The 24,329-nt window shown below is 72.4% G+C and carries 18 protein-coding genes and 1 pseudogene; 9 read left to right on the forward strand and 10 right to left on the reverse strand.

Features of this window, described 5'->3' with window-relative positions:
- The first annotated feature begins 45 nt into the window (after positions 1–45).
- Positions 46–810, forward strand: coding sequence for an SDR family NAD(P)-dependent oxidoreductase (locus B124_RS17500; RefSeq protein ID WP_496503788.1), 765 nt, complete (start codon positions 46–48; stop codon positions 808–810).
- Positions 811–823: 13 nt separating this feature from the next.
- On the opposite strand, the gene B124_RS17505 is transcribed toward B124_RS17500, so the two are convergent.
- The 5 genes from B124_RS17505 to B124_RS17525 all read right to left on the reverse strand — a co-directional run bounded on the left by B124_RS17505 (position 824) and on the right by B124_RS17525 (position 4,857).
- Positions 824–1,261: a glutaredoxin domain-containing protein gene (locus B124_RS17505; RefSeq protein WP_496503789.1), complete on the reverse strand. Its 438-nt coding sequence runs from the start codon at positions 1,259–1,261 to the stop codon at positions 824–826.
- A gap of 29 nt (positions 1,262–1,290) precedes the next feature.
- On the reverse strand, positions 1,291–1,713 hold the full coding sequence (locus B124_RS17510; protein WP_496503790.1) for a hypothetical protein: 423 nt from the start codon (positions 1,711–1,713) through the stop codon (positions 1,291–1,293).
- Positions 1,714–1,779: 66 nt separating this feature from the next.
- Positions 1,780–2,586: a class I SAM-dependent methyltransferase gene (locus B124_RS17515; protein WP_496503791.1), complete on the reverse strand. Its 807-nt coding sequence runs from the start codon at positions 2,584–2,586 to the stop codon at positions 1,780–1,782.
- Positions 2,583–4,217 (reverse strand): radical SAM protein, encoded by a 1,635-nt coding sequence (locus tag B124_RS17520; RefSeq protein ID WP_496503792.1) that lies wholly within the window; start codon positions 4,215–4,217, stop codon positions 2,583–2,585. Before B124_RS17520 ends, B124_RS17515 begins: the two co-directional genes overlap by 4 nt.
- A 49-nt stretch (positions 4,218–4,266) precedes the next feature.
- On the reverse strand, positions 4,267–4,857 hold the full coding sequence (locus B124_RS17525) for an SRPBCC family protein (RefSeq protein WP_496503793.1): 591 nt from the start codon (positions 4,855–4,857) through the stop codon (positions 4,267–4,269).
- 335 nt (positions 4,858–5,192) lie between these two features.
- On the opposite strand from B124_RS17525, the gene B124_RS17530 reads away from it, so the two are divergent.
- The 6 genes from B124_RS17530 to B124_RS17555 all read left to right on the forward strand — a co-directional run bounded on the left by B124_RS17530 (position 5,193) and on the right by B124_RS17555 (position 14,633).
- The gene (locus B124_RS17530; protein WP_496503794.1) at positions 5,193–7,409 is read left to right on the forward strand and encodes an MMPL family transporter; all 2,217 of its coding nucleotides are present in this window, start codon (positions 5,193–5,195) and stop codon (positions 7,407–7,409) included.
- A 126-nt stretch (positions 7,410–7,535) separates the two neighbouring features.
- The gene (locus tag B124_RS17535; RefSeq protein ID WP_496503795.1) at positions 7,536–8,855 is read left to right on the forward strand and encodes a sensor histidine kinase; all 1,320 of its coding nucleotides are present in this window, start codon (positions 7,536–7,538) and stop codon (positions 8,853–8,855) included.
- Positions 8,856–8,886: 31 nt separating this feature from the next.
- Entirely contained in the window at positions 8,887–9,546 is a 660-nt protein-coding gene (locus tag B124_RS17540) for a response regulator (RefSeq protein ID WP_496503796.1), read from the forward strand.
- A 187-nt stretch (positions 9,547–9,733) separates the two neighbouring features.
- Positions 9,734–11,482, forward strand: coding sequence for a histidinol-phosphatase (locus B124_RS17545; RefSeq protein ID WP_496503797.1), 1,749 nt, complete (start codon positions 9,734–9,736; stop codon positions 11,480–11,482).
- Positions 11,479–12,108, forward strand: a complete 630-nt coding sequence (locus B124_RS17550) for a hypothetical protein (RefSeq protein WP_496503798.1) — start codon at positions 11,479–11,481, stop codon at positions 12,106–12,108. Before B124_RS17545 ends, B124_RS17550 begins: the two co-directional genes overlap by 4 nt.
- A 200-nt stretch (positions 12,109–12,308) precedes the next feature.
- Positions 12,309–14,633, forward strand: coding sequence for an esterase-like activity of phytase family protein (locus B124_RS17555; RefSeq protein WP_496503799.1), 2,325 nt, complete (start codon positions 12,309–12,311; stop codon positions 14,631–14,633).
- An 82-nt stretch (positions 14,634–14,715) separates the two neighbouring features.
- On the opposite strand, the gene B124_RS17560 is transcribed toward B124_RS17555, so the two are convergent.
- The 5 genes from B124_RS17560 to B124_RS17580 form a co-directional block, all read right to left on the reverse strand.
- Complete coding sequence (locus B124_RS17560; RefSeq protein ID WP_496503800.1) at positions 14,716–16,074, reverse strand: amino acid permease; 1,359 nt, start codon at positions 16,072–16,074, stop codon at positions 14,716–14,718.
- A 129-nt stretch (positions 16,075–16,203) separates the two neighbouring features.
- Positions 16,204–18,072 (reverse strand): WD40 repeat domain-containing serine/threonine protein kinase, encoded by a 1,869-nt coding sequence (locus tag B124_RS17565; protein WP_496503801.1) that lies wholly within the window; start codon positions 18,070–18,072, stop codon positions 16,204–16,206.
- 517 nt (positions 18,073–18,589) lie between these two features.
- Entirely contained in the window at positions 18,590–20,011 is a 1,422-nt protein-coding gene (locus tag B124_RS17570) for an ATP-binding protein (RefSeq protein ID WP_496503802.1), read from the reverse strand.
- Positions 20,012–20,300: 289 nt separating this feature from the next.
- Positions 20,301–21,119, reverse strand: coding sequence for a hypothetical protein (locus B124_RS17575; protein WP_496503803.1), 819 nt, complete (start codon positions 21,117–21,119; stop codon positions 20,301–20,303).
- Between the two features lie 73 nt (positions 21,120–21,192).
- Positions 21,193–22,065: an SAM-dependent methyltransferase gene (locus B124_RS17580; RefSeq protein ID WP_496503804.1), complete on the reverse strand. Its 873-nt coding sequence runs from the start codon at positions 22,063–22,065 to the stop codon at positions 21,193–21,195.
- 138 nt (positions 22,066–22,203) lie between these two features.
- On the opposite strand from B124_RS17580, the gene B124_RS17585 reads away from it, so the two are divergent.
- Both B124_RS17585 and B124_RS17590 read left to right on the forward strand, forming a co-directional pair.
- Positions 22,204–23,550 carry a cytochrome P450 gene (locus B124_RS17585; protein ID WP_496503805.1) on the forward strand — a complete coding sequence of 449 codons (1,347 nt, stop codon included), beginning with the start codon at positions 22,204–22,206 and terminating at the stop codon, positions 23,548–23,550.
- A 444-nt stretch (positions 23,551–23,994) separates the two neighbouring features.
- Positions 23,995–24,329: pseudogene (locus B124_RS17590) on the forward strand (histidine kinase); the annotation flags it as partial.

The following is a 24,329-nucleotide window of genomic DNA, read 5'->3' on the forward strand; positions in this document are numbered from 1 at the left end:
TACGTTCCTTGTTCGCCGTTCTACGAACATCGAACAAGGAGGGTGATGGCCGCCGTGTCTCCCGCAGACCACCGCGGACAGGTAGTCGTCGTCACCGGTGCCGGCTCCGGCATCGGCCGCGCGACCGCACGCGCCTTCGCCGGCGCCGGAGCCCGCGTGCTGGGCGTCGGGCGCCGCAGGGACGCCCTGGAGGAGACCGCCGCCGGGTACGCGGGCATCGCCGCCCACCCGGCCGATCTGTGCGCTCCGGACACCCCCGGGCAGGTGGTCGACGCCGCGGTCGGACGGTGGGGCCGGCTGGACGTGCTCGTCAACAACGCCGGTGCCACGAAGGTGATGCCGCTGGCGGAAACCACCGCCGAGGGCATCGACGCGCTGTTCGGCCTCAACGTCGCCGCGCCGAGCCTGCTGGCCCGTGCCGCGCTGCCCCACCTGCGCCGCAGCCGCGGCTCGATCGTCAACGTATCCAGCACCTACGGACACCGCCCGCTGCCGGGCGGCGCCCACTACGCGGCGTCCAAGGCGGCCCTGGAACAGCTCACCCGCAGTTGGGCGGTGGAGCTTGCCGGCGAGGGCGTCCGCGTCAACGCCCTGGCCCCCGGACCCACCGAGAGCCAGGCCCTGGCCGCCGCCGGACTCCCCGAGGCGGCCATCGAAGAGATCAAGCAGCAGGAGGCGGCCCGCATCCCCCTCGGCCGCCGCGGCGAGCCGCACGAGGTCGCCACCTGGATCCTGCGGCTGGCCGACCCCGCGGCCACCTGGCTCACCGGCCAGGTCCTCACCGTCGACGGCGGGCTGGAGCTGACGTAGCCGCGCGGCACCCTCACGCGGCAGGGGGGAGCTGCGCGCGTACCCAGGACGGATCGGGATTGGTGTGCGCCTCGCCCGCCACGACGACCGTCGGCACCGTCTCGTCGCCGTCGTTGACCGCCCGCACCGCCGCGGCTCCATCCGGATCACGCCAGATGTCGACCCAGTACAGCCGGCGGGCGCTGCGCCCCAGCCGGAGGCGCAGCCGGAGACAGTACGTGCACCCCGGCCGCCAGAAGACGACCGGCCGGCCGTCGGCAGCGCTGCGGCGCTGCGCCTCCAGCGCGCCGATCGGCCTCGGGAACAGCAGAGGCGAGTGGACGAGTGCGAGCAGCGCGAACACCAGCGGGACGGTCACGGCGGCGCCGGGACTCCCGCCGAGGCCCAGCGCGACCGCGGCGGTCGCACCGCCGAGCACGTACAGCACGGGCCGGATCCACACGCGCATCATGATGACGCAGGCTATCGGCGGGCATCCGGCTAGGCGCAGCCCGGCGGGTCCTTCTCGGTGGGCACGAACTGCATCGTGGGCATCCCGGCGGCGTCGAAGTTCGCGGTCTTCGGGCCGATGAGGGTCATGTAGCCGGCGAGCCGCTGGCCGTCGCCGGAGGCCGGCTCCCCCCGGACCTGCTCGGCACCGGGGAACACGGAGTCCAGGACCCACCAACGGCCGCCGAACTTCACCCACTTGATCCCGCAGTGCGTGTAGATGTCGTACGGATACGGCGTGTGCAGCTCGGGCTTCGCCGGGCCGTGCGGCCACTTGTCGTCCGCGACGGTGCGGGCTGCCAGGGTGGGGCCGGACCCCTCTCCGCCCTCGGGGCCGTCGGACGAGGACGTACAGCCGGAGAGCAGCAGCCCGGCGCTGAGGAGCAGGACGGCGGCGGCGCGCGGTGTCTTCATGCGTCTCTGACGCTGGAAGCCGGAGTTCCGTTCAATCCCTCCGGAGCCGCCCCGGCCCCGCGGTCGTCACGGCGCCTTTTCGGCGATCAGCAGCACGTAACCGAGGGTGCCGTCCGCGACGGCGCTGCGGGCCGCGGACAGCGCGGCGGGTGCGGCGGCGAGATCGACGCCGGCGGCGGTGAGGCGGTCGGCGGCGGTGAGGCGCAGCAGGTTCAGGCGGGCCTCGATCTGGTCGGCCATCCGGGACATGGCCGCGTCGTGGCGTTCGGTGCGTACGGTGCGCAGACCGGCAGCGGCCAGGATCGCGGTGTACGCGGCGGCTGGCCGGGCGTCGGCGATGCAGGCGATCCGCGCGGCCAGGCCGGTCAGCTCGGGCGGGAGCCGGTCGGTCCTGGCGGTGACGTCGCTGAGGCCGAGCCGTCCGCCGGGCCTGAGGACGCGGGCGAACTCGGCCGCCGCCCGCGCCTTGTCGGGGAACGTGCACAGCGCACACTCGCAGACGACGGCGTCGAACGTGCCGTCCGGGTAGGGCAGGTGCTCGGCGTCGCCGGTGGTGAAGACGGCCTGGCCGGCGAGCCCGGCGGCCTCGGCGGCGCTCTGCGCGAGAGCGGTGCTGGCCGGCGCGTAGTCCACGCCGTCGACGCGGCAGCCGTGGGTGCCGGCGAGCAGGAGGGCGGTGGTGCCGCGGCCGGAGGCCACGTCCAGGACCCGGCTGTCCCGGCGCAGGTTCAGGTGGCCGGCGAGGCGGCGGGTCAGGGCGGTGCCGCCGGGGTGGTAGGCGTCGCCGAGCAGGAGGGCGACCGCGTCGGAGGCGTACGCGGCGGCGCAGCAGGCTTTCAGCTCGTCGGCCCTGCTGCCCGCGCCGTCGGTCATCGCCCGTCCTCCCCGGGGCCGGGTACGGGCACCGCAGGGCGCGCGGTCTTGGAGCCGTACGGGGTGTCGGTGAGCCGGCCGGCGAGCGGCAGCGCGTTGGGGGCGACGTCGGCCACGGGGACGCCGGACATCTGCTCGCGGACCTGCTCGCGGTAGCCGACGGAGTTGTACGCGCAGAAGGGGATGAGCCGGCCGTCCGGGGTGATCTCCTCGACGCAGCACTTCATCAGCTGCTTGACGTTGAGCGTGTACGGATCCTGGAAGTCCTGCACCACGATCATGAACGCCTTGCCGCCCAGGTCTTGGACCGCCTCTGGCAGGTCGATGCCGCAGGTGTCCGTGCAGTCGAGCGCCTCGGCGGTCGCGCGTAGCTTCTCCTCGGTTGTCGCGGTCCCCATGAACGCCGAGGCCGACCACAGCTTCTCCAGCGCCTCGCGGATCCCGGGGTCGGGCAGGACGCGGTTGGTGACGTAGTCCAGGTAGTCCTCGACGTTCAGCAGCCGGGGGATGGGCACCACGGTGCGGTTGCCCGGCTCGCCGTCGACCAGCAGGTAGGTGACGGCGCGGCAGGTGGGGAAGCAGCAGGGCACGGGGAAGAAGTCCCCCTTCCTGAACCAGCCGGGCAACTGCTCCTCGACGAGGCGGATCACGTCGGGGTTGGTGAGCCGGTCCAGCGGATCGAAGGGCACGTGCCGGCCGGCGTGGGTGACCGGCTGGAAGGCGACCGAGCGCACCGCGGGGTGGTCCACGCCGTACTCGATGATCGCGCCCAGCTCGTGCTCGTTCAGACCGCGCTCGACCGCGGCGACCAGCGTGACGGTGAGCCCGGCCGCCGCGCAGTTGTCCAGCGCCCGCCGCTTGAACGTGCGCAGGTCCCGGCCCCGGATCTCGGTGTGCGTACGCGGGTCGAAGCCGTCGAACTGCAGGTAGACGTGGACGGACCGGCCCGGCACCGTGTTGCGTGCGCCCAGCTCGGCGACGAAGTCCCGGTCGGTGGCCAGGCGGATGCCGTTGGTGTTGAGGGTGACGTTTCTGATGGGCCGGGCCTGGGCGAGGTCGATGAAGTCCAGGATGTGCTTGTGGATGGTGGGTTCCCCGCCGGAGAACATCACCACCTCCGGTTCACCCTCCGCGGCGACGAAGGCGTCGAGCATGGCCGCGCACTGCTCGCGGGTGATCGAGTAGCCTCCCCCCGACTGGCGGCCGGAGTCGGCGAAGCAGATCGGGCAGTCCAGGTTGCAGCCGGTGTTGACCTCGATGATGCCCAGGCAGGCGTGCTGCTTGTGCTCCGGGCACAGCCCGCAGTCGGTCGGGCACCCGTCCCGTACCTCGGTCTGGAAGGTCAGCGGGATGGTGCCGGGCTTGTTGAAGCGGGCCGAGGACAGGTACTCCTCCGCGTCGCCGTAGACCAGGGCCTCGAACTCGCCGTGCTCGCGGCAGCGCTTGCGCAGGAACACCTTGTTCCCACGGATGTTGACCTGGGCGTCCACGGGCGTCTTGCACAGCGGGCAGACGGACTTGGTGAACTCGATGAACACCTCCTCCCGGTCCCGCTTCGCCCGGGCCGGGGCAGCGTCCGCCGAGTCTGCCGCGTCCCGCCGGACTGTGTCCGTGGTGGGGTCCGCCGTCATCGTGTCCTCGCCTTCGCAGTGCCGTCGTCGAACGTCTCCGCGGGCGGGTTCAGCCCGCCCGGCCGGCCCGCCGCTCCGCCTCCGCGGCGACCGTGGCGAGGGAGGCGGCCACCGTGGCCTCCCACTGCCCGGCCACCTTCGCCCCCCACCACTCGCCCAGCCGCCACAGATCCGTGCCCAGCTCCCCCTCGTACACCAGCCGCGTACCTCCCGGCGGCTGCTCGGTGAGGACGAAGGACTCGGTCACGTGCGGCACCGGGCCGCGTACGAGCCGGAAGTCGATGCGCTCGGGCCGGGTGAAGCGCACCGTCTCCACCGTCACCGCGGTCAGCCGCCCGCCCGCGACCGGCGTGAAGTGCTCGGCGAGCACCAGGTCGCTGCCGCGCTCCAGCACGTGGAGCTTGTCGCGCATCGCCCGCGGCGTGCGCTCCAGGTACGGACCGGCCACCACGTCGAACACCACCTCGCGGGGCGCCGCGACGTCCACGGCCTGCGGCCCCAGCCCCCGGGTACGCCGCCCCACCCCGACGTCGACGGGGACGGCCCCGGTGACCAGCCCCAGCCACCCGGCGGCCACCACCCCGCCGCCGAGGCAGGCGGCGACCGCCGCGTTCCGTGCCGGCCGGGTCCTGCGCGCCATGGCTCCTCCAGATCACTCCCCGGGCACCCCGCCGGATCCCCGGCCCCGGACCGGTGCCCGGACGCGGGGTCTCACGCTACGCTGCCGAGGCGCCACTCCCGGTTATGTCCGCGCCCCGTCCCTCCCGGGCCTGCGCGGCACGTGTGCGTACAGGCGCTCGGAACGCCCCCGCCTACCTCTCGCGGAGGACTGCCGGACGGCACCGCGGTACCACTCGCCCCCGCCCTGTTCGCCACCGTGGACCCAGGGGACCGGGGTGAGGCGTGCCTAGCGTGGAGCGCGGGCCGGATCGCGGCCCCTGTCCCGTCCTCTGCACGCCTCCCGGGGGTTCTTCCGTGGCCACGTTCCTCTACCGGCTGGGCCGGTTCTCGTTCCGGCGGCGAAGGCTCGTCCTCATGCTGTGGATAGCCGTGCTGGCCGCCGTCGGCATCGCCGCCGCGGGGGTGAACAGCAAGACCACGGACACCTTCAGCATCCCCGGCACCCAGTCCCAGCAGGCCCTCGACCTGCTGACGGAGGAGTTTCCGCAGGCCGCGGCCGACGGGGCGACGGCCCGGGTGGTCTTCGAGGCGCCGGACGGGCAGCGGCTGACGTCCGGCGCCCCCAAGGCCGGGGTCGAGGCGCTGGTGGCCGACCTCGGGCAGGCGCACCAGGTGAAGACGGTGGCCGACCCGTACGACAGCGGCACTGTCAGCAAGGACGGCACGATCGGCTACGCGCAGGTGACGTACGAGGTCGCGGACGCCGACGTCAGCGACCGGGCCCGCGCGGACCTGGAGGACATCGCCGCCCAGGGCGAGCGGACCGGCCTGGACGTCAGCATGGGCGGCACGGCGGTGGCCGGGGAAGTCCATCAGAGTACGACCGAGCTGATCGGCGTCCTGATCGCCGCGGTCGTCCTGGTCATCACCTTCGGCTCGCTGGTCGCGGCCGGGCTGCCGCTGCTGACCGCGCTGTTCGGGGTCGGCCTGGCGATCCTCTCGATCACCCTCGCGAGCTCTTTCATCGATCTCAGCTCGAACACGAGCACCCTCGCCCTGATGCTGGGCCTGGCGGTGGCGATCGACTACGCCCTGTTCATCGTCTCCCGCTACCGGGAGGAGCTGAAGGGCGGGCACACGCCCGAGGAGGCCGCCGGGCGGGCGGTCGGTACGGCCGGTTCCGCGGTGGTGTTCGCCGGGCTCACCGTGATCATCGCGCTGGCCGGGCTCAGCGTCATCGGCATCAGGGTGCTCACCGACATCGGGCTCGGCGCCGCGTTCGCGGTGGTCGTCGCCGTGGTGATCGCGCTCACCCTGCTGCCCGCGCTGCTCGGCTTCGCCGGCGTACGGATCGCGGCCGGGAAGCTCAGGACGCGCCGGATGCGTGCCGTCGAGCGCGGCGAGCGGGAGCCCATGGGCGTGCGCTGGTCGACGTTCGTGCTGCGCAACCCGGTCAGGGTCCTGGTCACCTCGGTCGCCGGTCTGCTGCTGCTCGCCACCCCCGCCCTGTCGCTGGAACTCGGCATGCCGAGCGACGAGTCGGCCGCCTCCGGCAGCACCCAGCGCGTCGCGTACGACACCATCACCCACGGCTTCGGCCCCGGCTACAACGGCCCGCTGTCGGTCGTGGTCGACGCCCGCGGCAGCGACGACCCCAAGGCCGCCGCCGACGAGGCGCGCGCCCTGCTCGACTCGCTGCCCGACGTCGCCTCGGTGAGCCCCGCGACCTTCAACCAGGGCGGTGACGTCGCCCTGATCAGCGCGATCCCGGACTCTTCGCCCAGCAGCGGGGAGACGGTCGACCTCGTCTCCGACATCCGCGACCGGAGCGCGGACCTGCGGGACGACACGGGTGCCGAGGTGATGGTCACCGGCACCACCGCCCTCAACATCGACGTCTCCGACAAGCTGTCCGACGCCCTGGTCCCGTACCTGTGCGTGGTCGTCGGCCTGGCGCTGATCCTGCTGATGCTGGTGTTCCGCTCGATCCTGGTCCCGCTCAAGGCCGCCGCCGGCTTCCTGCTGAGCGTGCTGGCGACCCTCGGTGTCGTCGTCGCCGTCTTCCAGTGGGGCTGGCTCGCGGACGTCTTCGGCGTCGACCAGACCGGCCCGGTCGTGAGCATCCTGCCGATCTTCATGATCGGTGTGGTGTTCGGACTCGCCATGGACTACCAGGTCTTCCTGGTGACCCGGATGCGGGAGGAGTACGTGCACGGGGCCGAGCCGGACGAAGCGGTCGTCGCGGGGTTCCGGCACGGGGCCCGGGTGGTCACGGCCGCGGCGGTCATCATGATCGGGGTGTTCTCCGGGTTCGTCTTCAGCGACGAGTCGATCATCAAGTCGATGGGGCTCGGCCTGGCCGCCGCCGTCCTCTTCGACGCCTTCGTGGTGCGGATGACCATCGTTCCCGCGATCATGGCGCTGCTCGGCCGCCGCGCCTGGGCGCTGCCCCGCTGGCTGGACCGGCTGCTGCCGAACGTGGACGTGGAGGGCGAGAAGCTGCGGTCCCGGCTGGGCGAAGTTCCCCGGAGCGCGCCGGAGCCCGAGCGTGTGCCCGCCGGACAGCCCTGAGCTCCGGTCGTACGATCCGAGGAGGTGGATTCGGCCGGCCCGCCGATGACCGACAACCGCCCGCCGGCCGACCCACTCCCCCCCGGGGAACCGGCGGGCGGTCCCCGCACCGAGAGGGCGTACGACGTGACCACACCGACCGCGGCCGGGCAGCCCGGCGCCTCGGCCGCGCCCGAGGCGCTGCTGGGCGAGGCGGAGCGGCCCTCGGACGCGCTCGTGATGCGCAAGCTCAGACGGATCATCGAGGCGGACCAGGGCCACCCGTGGGTCAGGCGCTGGGGGGTCCCGCTGCTCTGCGCGCTGTTCGGCATCCCGGCCCTGCAGAACGCGGACAGCGAACCCGGTCCAGGCGTACCCGTGCTGCTGGCCTTTGTCGCCGCCTTCTGCATCCCGCTGCTGTGGCGGTGGCAGCGGCCCATCCTGATCTTCACCGTCACCTCGGCCGTGTCCGCGGCGGCGGTCGCCTGGGACGCCAACACGGGGTCCGAGGCCGCCCGGGTCGTGGCGCTGCTCAACGTGGGCCGCGTCGTGCGGCCCGTATCGCTCGCGGTCTGCGTGGCCATCGCCGCCGCGCAGACCGCCCTCGCCACCGCCGTCCGCGGCGACGGGCAGGACGTCGGCCTGCAGACCTGGGTGATCGCACTCATCCAGGCGGGCCTCGTGGTGGCCGTCGCCACGGCGGGTCTGGTGGCCCGGGTCGTGAACGCCTACATCAGGACCCTCCACGAACGCGCCGTCCGGCTGGAGGTCGAGCGCGACCAGCGGGCCCGGCTCGCCGCCGCCGCGGAACGCGCGCGCGTCGCCCGGGAGATGCACGACATCCTCGGCCACACCCTCGCCGTCATCGTCGGCCTCGCGAACGGTGCCGCCGGACTGACCGAGGCGAAACCGGAACGGGGCGCCCAGACCCTGCGCACCATCGCCGACAGCGGGCGCGACGCCCTGGCCGAACTGCGCCGCCTGCTCGCCGTCATCGGCGACGACGACCGGACCGCCGCCGAGGGCACCCCGCTCGCCCCCCAGCCGGGTCTCGGCGATCTGGAGCCGCTGCTGGCGCGGGTACGCGCCGCAGGCCCCGCCGTCACCCTGCACACCGAGCACACCGAAGGTGCCCGCCCCGACCTGCCGCCCGGCCTCCAACTCGCCGTCTACCGCGTCGTCCAAGAGGCCCTGACGAACACCCTCAAGCACGCGGCGGCCGACACGTCCGTCCAGGTGACGATCACCGCCGACGACACCGTCGTACACGTCACGGTCGAGGACACCGGCCCGGCGCTCACCCCGCGGTCCAACGACGACGCCCGCGGCCTGGTCGGCATGCGCGAGCGGGCCGCCCTCTACGGCGGGAGCGTGTCCGCGGGGCCCAACGACCGCGGAGGCTGGACCGTCCACGCCCGCTTCGTGATCGCGACCAACTCGGCACCCACGGCGACGCGTCCGGCATGACCACCTCGGCACCCAGGGAGAAGCGCCCCGTATGACCACCGTCCTCATCGTCGACGACCAGACCCTGCAGCGGCTCGGCTTCAGCATGCTGCTGGAGCAGCACCCCGACCTGACGGTGGTCGGCGAGGCGACACACGGCGCCGAAGCGGTGCGCAAGGCCGCCGAACTCCGCCCCGACGTCGTACTGATGGACGTCCGCATGCCCGGCATGGACGGCATCGAGGCCACCCGCCGCATCGTGCAGTCCGGTGGCCGCTCCCGGGTCCTCGTCCTGACCACCTTCGACCTGGACGAGTACGCGTACGCGGCGCTGCGTGCCGGCGCCAGCGGCTTCCTCCTGAAGGACGCCCTGCCGGACGAGTTCATCGCCGGCGTACGGGCGGTGGCCGCCGGTGACGCCGTCATCGCCCCCGGGCTGACCCGAAGGCTCCTCGACGCCTTCGCCGACCGTATCCCGGGCCCGACGACCGCCGAACAGGAGCGCCTGCTCGCCGCCTTGACCGACCGCGAACGCGAGGTCCTCACCGCGATGGCCACCGGCTGGAGCAACGCCGAGATCGCCGAGCGGTTCTCCCTCGCCGAGTCGACGGTCAAGTCGCATGTGAGCCGGGTACTGGCGAAGATCGGCGCCCGGGACCGGGTACATGCGGTGATCTTCGCCTTCGACACCGGCCTGGTGCGCCCCGCGTAACCCCGCGGGCGGCGGGCCAAGGCCGTCTGACCGCCACGGCCCACGCCGCCACGCCCGCAAGGTGTCCGGACAGAAGGTTCCTTCACCTGCGCGACGCCGTGAGGTAACCGGTGCATCCGCCGGGCGCAGGAAGGCGCGGGTTACCTGAGCGCACCCCTCGCGCCATCTCATCCTGGAAGGGACCGGTGTGTCACACGACCACTCGGACAGACGTCCGCACTCCCACAGCCACGACCACAGCCACAGCCACGGCGTCGACGAAGCAACCCGGGCCGCGGCGGACACCTCCGTCTCCGACTCCGACCTCAGTCCCCGGGAGTTCTCGCGGCGCCGCATGCTGAAGGCGGCCGGTGTCACCGGCGCGCTGACCGCCGGCATGTCCGGCATGCTCGGCGTCACCCCGGCCATGGCGGAAGACGCCGGCCGCGGCAAGGGCAACGAGGGCGGGGGCGGCGGCGAGGGCGTCCGCCAGTGGCTGGCGGGCGACCACCACATCCACACCCAGCACTCCTCCGACGCCATGTACACGGTCCTCGACCAGGCGCAGCACGGCGCGGCGTTCGGTCTTGACTGGATGGTCATCACCGACCACGGCGGCGCGACCCACGCCCGCATAGGCGTCGATCTGGTCAACCCCGACATCAGGGCGGCCCGCGCCGAACTGAAGGACACCCTGATCTTCCAGGGCCTGGAGTGGAACATCCCGGCCGCCGAGCACGGCACCGTCTTCGTGGTTCCGGGGAAGTACGAGGTCGAGGTCCTCAAGCAGTTCGAGAACGACTACGACGGCAGCGTCAAGGGCGCCTCCGGCAGCACCCCGGAGAACGAGGCCCTCGCCGTGGCCGGAATCCAGTGGCTGGGCAAGCAGAAGGACCGGCGCCGCGTCGAGGACGCCCTCTTCCTGGCCAACCACCCGGCGCGTAACGGCATCGACAGCCCGCACGAGGTCCGGGCCTGGCGTGACGCCGACCCCCGGATCGCGGTCGGCTGGGAGGGCGCCCCCGGCCACCAGGCGGCCGGCCTGCCCACGGGGTACGGTCCGGGCTCGGCGCGCGGCTACTACGGCAACTCCCCGAGCGCCAACTCGTTCCCCGGCTACCCGGCGGAGAGCTACCGCTCCTGGGGCGGCTTCGACTTCTACACCGCCACCGTGGGCGGGCTGTGGGACTCGCTGCTCGCCGAGGGCAAGCCGTGGTCGATCTCCGCCAACTCCGACTCCCACGTCAACTGGGGCGACACCTCCCGCCGGCCCGACGGTTCGGACTCCGCGCAGTTCAACCGGGACGGCCGCTACGGCGACCCGGTGTACGCCGGGCAGGTCAACCTCACCGCCGGTGACTTCTGGCCCGGTATGTACAGCCGAACCCACGTCGGCGCCGCGGACCGCAGCTACGCCGCGGTCATGCGGGGCATCCGGGACGGCCGTATCTGGGTGGACCACGGCCGGCTGCTGAAGAACCTCGACGTCCGGGTGGTCGCCTCGGGCCTTGGCGGCGGCGAGGAGACCCTCGGCGGCACCCTGACCGCCCGCAGGGGCAGCCGGATCGAACTGCTCGTCACCGTGACCGCCCAGTCCGTGCCCAACTGGGGCATGTTCCTGCCCCGGCTGAACCGGGTCGACCTGATCCGCGGCGCGGTGGACGTGTCCCACGCGAGCAGCGACCGCGACAAGCTGACGGCGCCGGACACCCGCGTCGTACAGCAGACCGACACCTCGGGACGCACCGGCACGTTCACCCTGCGGTACGACCTGGGCACGCTGGAGGAGCCGTTCTACGTCCGGCTGCGCGGCACCGACGGCAACCGGCAGCAGCCGGGCTACCGCGGCGCGGCGATCGACCCGGCCGGTCCGGCCATCGACGTGGTCGGTGACGCGGACCCCTGGCGGGACCTGTGGTTCTACACGAACCCGGTCTGGGTGCTGCCGAGCCGATGAGCACCGGACCGGCGTTCCCGGCGGCGGAGGTGCCCACGGCCGCCCACGCGGTGGCCGTGGACACGGCCGCCTCCGGGCTCGCCGCCGCCGAGCACCTGGTGCACCGGGTGGACGAGGCACTGACGGGTCTGCTCACGGAGGACGGCCCCGAGGGCTGCGTCGTCAGCACCCACGTCGCCCGTGCGCCGGTCGGCCGCTTCGCGGCCGTGGTGAGCTGGCGCGGCGGCCCGGAACCGGAGCGGGTCACGGCCCGGCTGCTGGCAGCCGTGCCGGAGCTGACCGCCGTCGACGGGGCTCTGGTCACCGAGGCGGCGCTGGCCCCCGGGGCGCTCGCCGCGGCCGGGGAGGCCCGGCGGCGGGCGGCGGGCCGGCTGGCCCGCTACCCCGGCCGGGCCGCGGTCGAGCGGCGTACGACACCCGCCGAGGCGGTGGCCGTGAGCTGCCTCGACGCGGTGGCAGGGCTGGCCGGAGTCGCCGTCACCCCGGACGCCGTCCTGGACGCGACCGGCTTCGCCCGCCCCACCTGGCGGGACGGCCGCTGCACGCTGCTGGTGCAGCGGGGCACGGCCGGCTCGCTGGTGCCGTTCGAGGCCCGCCACCAGATCGCGTGCTGCTCGGACCACTGACGCGGACCACTGACGCGGACCACTGACGCGGACCACTGACCCGGACCACTGACCCGGACCACTGACCCGGACCACTGACCCGGATTACTGCGCACAAGCGACGTACGCGATCTTCGCCCGCCGTTCACCCGGCCGTTCCGTCCGCACGTGCCCCTGAGTGGGACGATCCGGCGCCGACGTGCAGGTAACGGAGGGGAACGATGTCCCAGAAGAGAACCCGCGCCGCGCTCGCGGCCCTGGTCGTGGCCGCCGCCCTGGCAGGTGCCGGGACGGCGAGCGCGGACCACGGACCACAGCGACCGCAGCGGCCGGCGGGGCCGGCGGCCTTCGACCGCACCGCCACCTACCCGGTCTTCCAGAACCGGCCGGCCGGCGAGGACCCGGCCACCGAGACCGTGGCCGAGATCTCGGCGGTCAGCGAGGACGGCCGCACCCTCGTCTACACCGACGCGGCGGCCCGGCGGATCGGCTTCCTCGACATCGGGCACCCCGACCGCCCGCGCGGGCTCGGCACCCTGTCACTGGCGCAACTCGGCGACGCCGAGGACGAACCCACCTCGGTGTCCGTGGTCGGCCGGTACGTCCTCGTCGTGGTCAACACCAGCGCGAGCTACACCGACCCCTCCGGCCGGCTCGACGTCATCTCCCTGCGCGACCGCGAGCGCGTCGCGAGCTTCGACCTCGGCGGTCAGCCCGACTCCGTCGCGATCAGCAAGGACCAGCGGTACGCTGCCGTCGCGATCGAGAACGAGCGCGACGAGGAGGCCGCGCCGCCCGGCGGACAGGAGGGGGACCTGCCGCAGGCCCCTGCCGGTTCCGTGCAGATCGTCGACCTCGGCGGCGGCTCGTCGCCGTCGAACTGGCGCATCCGGGCCGTACCGCTGATCCGGGACGACGGCACGGCACTGCCGGCCCTGGCCGCCGCCGGGATCGCCGCACCCACCGACCCGGAGCCGGAGTACGTCTCCGTCAACAGCCGCAACCAGCTCGCCGTGACCCTCCAGGAGAACAACGGCGTCGTCGTCATCGACCTGCCGACCGGCGACGTCACCCACGCCTTCAGTGCCGGTACGGCGAGAGTGGCCGGCATCGACACCGTCGAGGACGGCGCGATCGACCAGACCGGCTCGATCACCGGCGTGCCGCGCGAGCCCGACGCGCTGGGCTGGATCGACGACCGCTACCTGGCCACAGCCAACGAGGGCGACTGGCGCGGCGGCACCCGCGGCTGGTCCGTCTTCGACAGCCGCACCGGCGAGGTCGTCTGGGACGCGGGCAGCAGCTTCGAGCGGCTCGCCGTGCGCCACGGGCTGCACGACGAGGGCCGGTCCGAGAAGAAGGGCACCGAGCCGGAGGGCCTCGCGATCGCCGAGTACGACGGCGTGCGGTACGCCTTCGTCGCCTCGGAGCGCAGCAACTTCGTCGCCGTGTACGACGTCAGCCGGCCGGCCCGGCCGGTCTTCCGCCAACTGCTGCCCGCCACCAACGGCCCCGAGGGCGTGCTGCCGATCCCGTCGCGCGCCCTGCTCGCCGTCTCCAGCGAGGTCGACGACGCCGAGGCGGGCGTGCGCTCCGCGGTGAACCTGTACCGCCTGGGCAAGGGCACTCCCGGCTTCCCCGGCGTCGTCTCGGCCGCGGACCCCGCCGGCGCACCGCTCGGCTGGGGCGCCCTGGGCGCGCTGTCCGCCGCACCCGGCAGGGCGGACCAGCTCTGCACCGTCACCGACGCCGCGTACACCCCCACCAGGATCCTCACCGTCGACACGGCGCAGCGGCCCGCGGTCCTCACCCGGGCCCTGACCGTCAAGGACGCCGGGGGAGAGCCGGTCGGCTACGACGCGGAGGGCGTCTTCGCCCGGCCGCAGGGCGGCTACTGGCTGGCCGTGGAGGGCGGGACCGGGGCGGGCAACCGGCTCGTACGGCTCGACCGCGACGGCGTGACCCGGCAGGCCGTCCTGCTGCCGGCGGACGTCGCCGCGGGCCTCGGGAAGCAGGGCTTCGAGGGCGTCACCGCCACCACCGACGGGCACGGCCGCGAGATCGTCTGGGCCGCGCTGCAGCGCGAGGTCGCGACCGACCCGGCGGGGACCGTCCGCCTCGGCCGGTACGACGTCGAGGCCGGCACCTGGAGCTGGTTCGGCTACCGGCTCGACGCCACCGCCACGCCGGGCGACTGGATCGGCCTCTCCGAGATCACCGTGGTCGGCGACCGGCTCGCCGTCATCGAGCGCGACAAGCTGAACGGCCCGGCGGCCCGGGTCAAGCGGATCTACACGGTCGCCATGCCGAAGTCGGCGGCGCCCGCGGACACCCTGCCGGTGCTGCCCAAGACGCTCGCGTACGACGTCCTGCCCGATCTGCGGGCGACGCACGGCTGGACCCAGGAGAAGCTCGAAGGGCTGACCGTGGCCGGCAACGGCGACGTCTACGCCGTCACCGACAACGACGCTCTTGAGGACGCCACGGGTGAGACGGTCTTCCTGAACCTCGGCACCCGCAAGGAGGTCTTCGGCCGGCGCGGCTGACCGATCGCGGTGCCCGCCGGGCGCCGCCGATGCGACGAGGGCCCGGACCGGTCGACGGCCCGGGCCCTCGTACACCGCCTGGTCAGCGGGCTTTGGCCTGCTGCGCGACGCCCTCCACCCCGCTCGGGCGGCCCGCTCGGCGCCAGCGGACGTAGAGGGCGCCACCGATGAGGGCGGTGGCGGCGATGGAGAACATGGGCCAGCCGCGCAGCAAGTTGACCGCGATGGTGAGGGCGACGGCCAGCGCGGCGAAGGCGTTGAGCGCGGCGAGCAGGTGCTTGCGTTCGGTACGGGAGAAGCGGGCCATGGCCAGCAGGCCGACGAGGAAGCTGACGAACACGGCCACCGCGTAGAACAGCACGAGTCTCTGTTCCCACCCTGCCGCCGCGACGATGATCAGGGCTGCCGCGACCAGGTACACCGCGACCGACCAGTACGGCGTGTAGTGCTTGTTGACCCGGCCGAGGACGGACGGCAGGGCGCCGGGGCGTGCGGGGGTGCCGGCGAGGGCCTTGAGCAGTCCCGGGCCGGCCTGGAAGGACGAACTGGCCGCGGCCAGGAGCAGGAGCGCGCTGGTCAACTGGAAGGCGTGGTAAAGCCAGCCGGGTCCGGCGGCGGCGCGGGCGATCCCGGCGAGCTGCGTGGAGTCGGCGCCGGGCAGCCCGACACGGAGGCGTACCGCCAGGGCGGTGAAGGCCAGCGTCAGGCCGCCGACGATGATCAGGACCAGCGCCAGGGTGCCCCGGCCGAAGCGCCGCCTGCGGGTGTCGTCGAGCTGGCCGAGTTGCGCGATCGCGGTGGAGGGGGCCTCGACGCCGGTGGCCAGGGCCATGGCCACGGGAAAGGCCAGCACGACGGCGATGACAGGCGAATGCCCGGGGCGGGTGTGGAGGGGCGCGGTGCCGGGGGCGTACGGGGCCGTGAAGCCCAGCACCAGGACCACGACCGAGACCGCCACGAACAACGCGGTCATGGCGGCGAACACCAGCCGTCCGCTGTGTCCGAACCACGTCAGGGCGGCGACGACCAGGAGCAGCCCCAGGGCCAGCGGGATCCTGCCCGGAGCGAGTACGGGGAACAGGGCGATCGCGGCGCTGCCGGCCGCCGCGATGGAGATCCCGATGGTCAGCACGAAGTCGACCACCAGCGCGCCGATCGGCAGAAAGGTCCAGCCCGGCCCGAAGGCCCGCCCGGCGGCTGCCGCCGCGCCGCCCCCCTCGGGGAAGCGCCGCACCAGTTGCCAGTAGTTCGCGACGACGAGGACCACCAGGCCGACGACCAGAGCCATGGTGGGCAGCAGCAGAGCCAGGTCCCCGTGCAGGGCCCGCAGGGCGGCCTCGATGGCGTACGTGACGGAGGAGACCGGGTCGGCGATCACCGCGAAGGCGAACGCGAAGAAGAGCACCGAGCGGCGCGGTGCGCGTGGCTCGGAGCAACTCATGTCACCGCCCTTCACCAGGAAACAGAGGTTTCCCGCAGATCGAGCCGTCACCCTACGCCAGGGGATCACTGAGGGGCGTCAACCAGTGCCCAAGCGTCACCAGCTTTGACGGCCTCGCGAACGGTTGACCTACCGGGTCCGGATGTCCCAGAGCCGGATCACCCGGTCCTGGCCGCCGCTGGCCAGGATGCGCCCGTTCGGGGCGAACGCCAGGCAGAGGATGGGCCCTTGGTGCGCGTCCACGGCAAGGCGCTGGTCGCCGGTGGCCGTGTCCCAGAGGCAGATGACGCCTTTGTTGTCGCCGGTGGCGAGGGTGCGGCCGTCCGGGGCGAAGGCCAGGGCGGTCCTTCCCTCGGTCTGGCCCTCCAGTACGCGCAGGTCTTCGCCCGTACGGGCGTTCTTGAGGTGCACGGGGGTGCCGCCGAAGGCGGCGGCCAGGACGGCCCCGTCCGGGCTGAACACGAGGCTGATGTACGCGCCGCGGGGAAGTTCCCAGCGCGGCTCCCCCGTCGCGACGTCCCACATCCGCGGTGTACCGCTGGCGCCCCCCGCGACGATGCCGCGGCCGTCCGGGCTGAACGCCAGCGAACTGACCCACGCGCCGTGCCCCTTCAGCACCATGCCGGGGTCGCCGGTGTCCACGTCCCAGAACCGGACGGCCCTGTCGCTGCCGCCGGTGGCGAGGGTGCGGCCGTCGGGGCTGAACGCCGCGGAGGCCACCGACGCGGCCCATCCGGGGTACTTCAGAGCCAGGCGCTGCTCGCCGGTGTCCGCGTCCCGCAGCACGACGTCCTTTCCGTTCCAGGTCGCGAGGATGCGGCCGTCCGGGGCGTAGGCGGCACCGGTCGAGCGGGAGTCCTTCATGCGCAGCGCGGTACGCGGCTCGCCGCTGCGCGGATCCCACAGGCGTACGAACTTGTCCCAGCTGCCGCTGGCGAGGGTGCGGCCGTCGGGGCTGAACACGAGGTTCCCCACCGCGGCGCGGTGACCGGACAGGGTGAGGTGGTGCTCGCCGCGCAGGGCCTGCGCACGAAGGTTGCGCGGCGCGTCTTGCCGGGCCGGCGCGCCGGGCCCGGCCGGTGCATCGGATGCGGTGGACGGCGGGATGGACGGCGGGATGGACGGCGGGATGGACGGCGGGAGGGACGACGGGAGGGACGACGGCCGAGGCGCGTCCCGTATGCCGAGTCCGCCCAGCTCGCGGGCCAGGGTGTGGGCGTCCGGGCGTACGGCCGGGTCCTTGGCCAGCAGCGCCAGGACCAGATCCGCAAGGTCTCCGGGCAGGCCGGGCCGCAGCTCGCGAAGCGGCGGCGGGGGCTGCTCCAGATGCTGCCGCATCAGGGCGAACACCGTCGCCTCGGTGAACGGCGGCCGGCCGGCGAGCAGTTCGTACAGGACACAGCCCAGGGCGTACAGATCGGCGCGGGTGCCGACCTCCGTACCGTGCCACTGCTCGGGCGACATGTAGCGCGGGGTGCCCAGCACGGCTCCGGACACGGTCAGCACGGTCGAGGCGTCGGCGGGACGGGCGATGCCGAAGTCGCAGATCTTCACCCGGTCGCCCGGCTGTACGAACAGATTCCCCGGCTTGAGGTCCCGGTGGACGACACCGCAGCCGTGCACGGCATCCAGGGCGACGGCGGTCTGCCGAGCCACGTCCACGGCCCGCGCGACGGGCAGGGCTCCGCCGTGGCCGGCCAGCAGCCGCGCCAGGTCCTGGCCGTGCAGCAACTCCATGACGATGAACAGGAAGCCGTGATGCTCCCCGGCGTCGTACACGACGGTGATCCCCGGGTGCTGAAGCCCGGCAAGGACAGCCGCCTCCCGCTGAAAGCGCCGCACCCCGCGCCCGCCGGCCAGGGACGGCAGCACCTTGACCGCCACATCCCGCCGCGGCAGCGAGGAGTCACGCCCCAGCCACACCTCCCCCATACCGCCGCGACCGAGCAACTCCCGCAGCTCATAGCGCCCGGCCAGAGTCACACCGGCAAGCTCCATCCATACCTCCGTCCCCGGAACCGCACGGCGCCCGCGGCAGTCAGCGACTACCGACAGCCTCGGCGCAGCCGCCCTCCATGAAGCCGCCGTGCACCTCGATACTGCCCCCGGATCCCGGGCTGCCGCTGATACACAACCCGCCTCCGGGCACAAAGACGCTCCACGCGCCGCCCGGTATCAACCTCGTGCTCGGGCCCGCCGCCCCGCGGAACCGCGCGGACCCGGAGCGCGTGCGGGCCCTGCTGGCGGAGCAGGGCCACGAGGCAGCAGCGCACATTCTCGGCCCCCAAGCCGACCAGCACCGCGCCGGTCCGGCCGTCGTAGCCGCAGGAGGCGCACTGCTGCGCGCAGGCGGTCGGCAGCCTGGCGGCCAGGGCGCTCAGGTCGTACGTCCGGCTGCCTGGCGCGGGAACAGGGACATCCTGACCTGCGGCGGAGTGGGCGGGCGGTCTTTGCCGGGACCGCAGCGGACGGAGGCGAATGCAACCAGAATTGCAACCCCGGATGCCCAGCCTGCTCACACCTTGCGCCAGGCGGTGAGGAGTTCGTCGGGGCCGTAGGCCGCCTGCAGACCGGGACATCGCACCCCGCTGCGGGAGATTGCCACGAGCGGTACTGGCTCGTCGGTGATCGCGGCCCGGTGCTTCTGCAGTGCTGCCAGGTCGTGGTTGTCGAATGCAGAGTTCTCCAGCCACTTGACCGAGCCCAGGAAGAGCAACTGCTTGGCCACCGGCTGTCGGTCGGCGCCCACCACGTCGATTTCCACGTCGTTGTTGCGGGTCCAGTACCCGCCGATCGCCGGGGCGGCGGGCAGGAGCCCGTCCGGCACGAGGCGGGCGAGGGATTCCCGGACGAGGGGCTCGATCGCGCGACCCCGCCAGCTCGTCCACTGCTCCTTGATCCGGCTCAGCGTGAGATCTCCGCGCATTCGCTCGATCTCCGCCATGTGCGGGTCCAGAAACATGAGCCAGAAGCGCAGGTAGGGGTCGGCCACCCGGTAGCGGCGCTCCTTCGACGGCCTAAGCGAGAGCGGTAGCTCGGCGGCCACGACCCTCTTCTCGGTCAGGACGTCAGTGGCTCGGGTGAGAGTGGTGTGGGCGATGCCGCCCGCTGCGCGAGCGATGTTGGTGAAGGTTCTCTCCCCGGATCCGATGGCCCGCAGGACTTCCCTGCTCATCGCCTGAGGAGGGAACTCCGCGGCCAGTGACCGCTCAGCGGAGACCAGCAGCGCCGAGATGGGGTTGTCCAGCGAGTCGCGGAGGAACTCCCAGACATCCGTTCCGGCCTGCCACTCGGCGCAGATCAGAGGCAGGCCCCCCGTGATCAGAGCAGCGTCGAACGCGGCCGCCGGAGACAGGTCGAGCATTTCGCCGATCTCGGCAGGGTTCAAAGGCCCCACGATCATTTCCCGGCCCCGCTGGTGAAAGGGGCGGTCGTAGCTGTTCAGCGCCTCCATCATCGACAGATCGGACCCGACCAGGAGGAGAAGCACCGGCTTGCGGCTGAGCAGCCGGTCCCATGCCCGCTGGAGCATGCCCTCGAAGGCGTCGATGCGGTCCATCAGATACGGGACCTCGTCGATGACGACGATGCTGGGAGTGTCGTCGGGCAGGATCTCTGCAAGCAGCCTGAGTGCCCCGTTCCACTGCTCCGGGGTCTCCTCCGAGAACAGTTCCCGCTCCGGCAGGGTGGATCTGGCGACGGCGTCGAGCAACTCCGTAAGTTCGTCCTCCGCCGCGCCGCCTGCTGCGGTGAAGAAGAGGTGCGGCGTCCCGGTCCGCCGGATGAACTCCTCGACGAGGCTGGACTTGCCGACCCGCCTCCGCCCGCGCATGAGGATGCACTGACCAGGTCTCGCCGACCCGGCGGCGTCGTGAACCGCCTGCAAGGTGTTGCCGAGCACGTTCAGCTCGTGTTCCCGCCCGATGAAACGACGCATGTAGACTCCCGATGGGGATGGTATCTTTAGCGATACTATCTCCATCGATACCATCTTCCTCCACTCAGGCATGGCGCATGGTGTGTGGATACGGGAGGGAGTGACAGTTGGTCGCCTACCGGCGACGATGGGTGACTTCCGTGCGTGGGCTTGACCAGCCGGTCTGCCAGCAGGTGGAGGCCGGCCGTCGGCGGACTCGTCCGCGGCGCGGGGGTGGCGGTGCTTCGGGCCGCGGCGCTGCCGAGCTTCCTTCGCGGGGGCGGGACGGGCGAGTCCGGCTTCGCGGTGGCTACGCCGGGTTCACGAAGGCGCCGACGGCCGAGGCGTCCAGCAGCCGGCCGTTGCACCAGTCGGCCAGCAGCAGATCGAACTCGCGCATCGCCTGCTCAAGGCCGGACGCCGACTCCGTCGCCGCATCGGGGGAGAGCGCGAGGCACAGCACCGTGACCCGGTCACCGTCTGCCTGGCCGTACACGGTGACCGGATCGGAGGCGAGCGCGAACGAGTCGACCACGCGGCCCGGCGCGTCACGGAAGCGGACGCCCGCGTACGGCCTGCCGCTGGCGGGCAGCAGTTCTGACAGCCGCCGCCGCGAAACCTCGGTGGAGACGGGGGCGGTCGGGGTCCGGCGGACGTGAATCCTGTCGAAGACGCGCACCGACGACGCACCGTCGCCGATCACCCGCGAGTGCTGCTGGAAGACCTCATGGATCGTGCGCATCTCGGCCTCGACCTGCCCCGCGAGCTGACGGGACACCATCTCGGCCTGCCGCCAGTCGTCCTCGTGGATCACGAAGTGCTCCCCAGGACCGGCCGAGTCCTCAGTCGGCGGCAGCGGGTCGCAGATCGTCGGCAGGGAGTACGACATGTCCTGCGGGGCCGTCGGCCGGATCCGTCTCAGGGTCAGTACGAGGCTGCCGCTCCGGAGGAACTGCGCGGCGGTCGGCGGATCGGCCCGGACCACGGCCCATGGCTCTCCTCCGAGGTCAAGACGCGTCTCATACTCGAACGAGACGGGTAGCTGCCCGGGAGCGAGTTCGGTCCGTGCGAACTCCTCCTCCGTCTCAGCGTCCACGAACACGACCTGCACCGACTCCGCCTGCGCCATGTCCTCACCCTCCCCCGCATCGAGCGGTCCTGTCTCGCCCTCCAGCCGTCGGCCCCCGCCGCGCCGGCCGCTGTCAGTCGGTCTTTCGTCCGACTCCCGCGCAGACCCACTGGCGTTCGGCGCCGGGCGGAACGGTCGGGTCCGGTTCGGTGGACCACGGCGAGACGGGTGCCGGGTCGGGGCGCCACAGGGACACGGTGGTCAGGCCCGGGTCGAGCAGGTCGAAGCCGTCGAACAGCCGCCTGATCTCCGCGTAGCTGCGCAGCGTGAGCGGAGATTGGGCCTTCTTGTAGACGTCGGCGGCCTTCTGAACCTGGCCGTCGGTGTCGAACTCGGAGGTCGAGTGCGAGATGACCAGGTGGCTGCCGGGTGCCATCGCTGCGCGCAGTCGCGCCACGATCCCGGGTGGGTCCGCCTCGTCGTCGATGAAGTGCAGCATCGCCAGCATGACCACGGCGACCGGCCGGTCGAGGTCGATGACCTCACGCAGCTCGGGATCGGCGAGGATGTCCTCGGGGTGCCGGGCGTCGCCCTGGGCGACGGCCACCAGGGGCGATCTGCCGAGTAACGCCCGTCCGTGGCTGACGACGACCGGGTCGATGTCGACGTATGCCACACGCGACTCCGGGGCGACGTGCTGGGCGATCTCGTGCAGGTTCTGGTGCCCGCCGCCCTCGACCGGCATACCCGCGCCGATGTCGATGAACTGCCGGATTCCGGACCTGGCCAGGTACCGTACCGCGCGCCGCAGGAACGAGCGGTTCTCCCGCGCCATGAGGGGTGCGTCGGGAACGTGCCGCCGGACTTCCTCCATGACCGCCCGGTCATGGGCGAAGTTGTCCTTGCCGCCGAGGAAGTAGTCGTAGATGCGTGGGACGGCCGGGGTCCGGAGCTGGAGGGGGTTCTCCTCCTCGCGTCCTCTCCCGTTCGACGAGGGTTTGTACATCGAGCTCTCCCGCCATGCCCTTCCGCGCGCAGAATCCGTGGAACCATGCGAGCGTAGCGACCGGCCGGCGAAGTCACCCCGGCTACGGCCGGTTTCGGCTGACAACGTTGCCGGGACGTGACCAGAGGAAGGAGTGCCATGCCGGACGACGGCATCGACAGGATCCCCGGCCCGCCCACGGGCGGTGACGGTGTCAAGGCGATCGTGGCAGCGGGAGGGCTGCACAACTATCAGCTCAAGCTGCACGCCGAGTTCGGTCCGGTAGTGCGCTTCCCCTTACCAGGTGCGGACATGGCGGTGTCGGTCGCCGATCCGGTGCTGCTGGAGGCCACCGCGGAGATCAACAAGCGGCCGGAGAAGCTGTTCGAGTTCCTGGAGCCCCTCCAGGAGTCGGGCAACGTGCAGACGCTCCCGGCGGACGAACACGTGCCGTGGCGGCGGGTGATGCTCTCCGTACTGGCTGGACGGCCCTCGCACGAAGCGCACTTCGCGCAGTTCACCGCGCTGACGACGTCGATGGCCGATCGGTGGGCGGAGAACGCCGCGCGGGGCCCCGTGGAGCTGCAGAAGGACCTCAGCGAGCTGTCGCTGCGGATGATCTGTGAATACGCGCTGGGCAACGGTCTGGAGTCCGAGGAGGCCGCCGGGCGGGTCGTGTCGGCGTTCGAGGACGTGCTCACCGACTATCTGGCGCGGCTGTACCAGGTGGACGTGGGCGGCACGGAGGAGGAGCGCCGCGTACGCTCCGAAGAGGCTCTGGCCTATCTGCGCGCGACCGTCGACGAGGTGCTCACCGCGCACCGCGAACGCGGTACCACCGAGCACGCCGACCGGAGCGACCTGGTCGCGGCTCTGGTCAAGGCGGGCGAGTCGCCGGCGCGGATACGCGACACGGTGCTGATGACCATGCTGGCCGCTCACCACACCACCGGTGTCGCCATCTCCTGGACGCTCTACCTGCTGGCCCGGCACCCGGAGGTGGCCGAGCGGGCCACCGAGGAGGTCGACCGGGTCCTCGGTGACCGCGGTGCACCCGACTACGGCGACCTCAGGCCGCTTTCGTACCTGGACATGGTGCTCCGGGAGGCCATGCGGCTGTACCCGCCGGGACCGTACGGCGCCCGGGAGGCCACCGCGGACCTCAAGCTCGGTGCGTACACCGTGCCCGCAGGCACGACCATCTTCTACCCCTTCTGGGCCGTGCACATGAACCCCGAGCACTGGCCAGACCCGGAGGTCTTCGACCCGGAACGCTTCACCCCGGAGGCGTCCGCCGAGCGGCACCGGTTCGCGTACATCCCGTTCGGGCTCGGGCCCCGCAGTTGTGAAGGCCACACTCTCGCGATGGTCGAGGCCAAACTGGTCCTGGCGATGCTGCTGAAGCGATTCCGGTTCCAGATGGCGCCGGGTCAGACGGTCACGCCTGTCGAACGCTTCGTCCTGTGGGCTGCCGAGGACATCCGCATGAACCTCACACCCCGGTAACACGCCCGCGGCCCCGAGGCCGGAGCACGACGAGGCCCCGCACCGGCGTGGTGCGGGGCCCCGTTTTCCTCGTTTTCCTCGTTTTGCCTGGTCAGGTGGGGTGCGGAAGATACGAGATGCGAACTCGTGAGGGTGTGAACCCCACCGCTTTCCCCTTCGCCGTAAGTGTGTCCGCACGCAGACACCGACGTCCTGACCTGAGGCGAAGGGGATTGGCTGACGGCCTTCGGACTGCGCCGGACGCGCGTGGATGCCGCCAAAGCCGCAACCAGAAGTCTCGCCCACATGGCCGCGTGATGCACGGGGCTCGCGTATGTGCTTGTTGGTGGGCCGAGGCGGGTATATGCAGGCGCCGCCGGACAGGGTCGCTCCTCCTGTGGTGGTACGTTCCGGCTCCCTTTGTGGGGGGACGTGCTGGCTGGGGTTGCTTCCTAGCGTGGAAGCGTGAAGTGGGTGGAGGTGCGGGTGGGCAGGTGGGCGCGGGTGGGGAGGCGTGTGCCGGGGTGGGTTGCCGACGTCGCGCTGGGGTTGCTGATGGGTGCCGGCGTGCTGGGCCGGGGGCTGGACGAGGCGTGGGGCCCGGTCGTGCCTGTCGCGGCGCTGCTTGCCGCCGTCGGCGTGGGGTTGTGGCGTCGGTTGCCGGGTGCCGCGCTGGCGCTGGCGTGCGGCGCCGGCGTGCTGGTGACGGCGCTCCGGATGGCGGAGCCGGGGCTGGTCGCGGTGGGGCTCACCGGCTACCGGGTCGGCGTCGTGAGCGGGCGGCGGACCGTGCTGCGGTC

The organism is Streptomyces sp. CNP082, assembly GCF_059570535.1.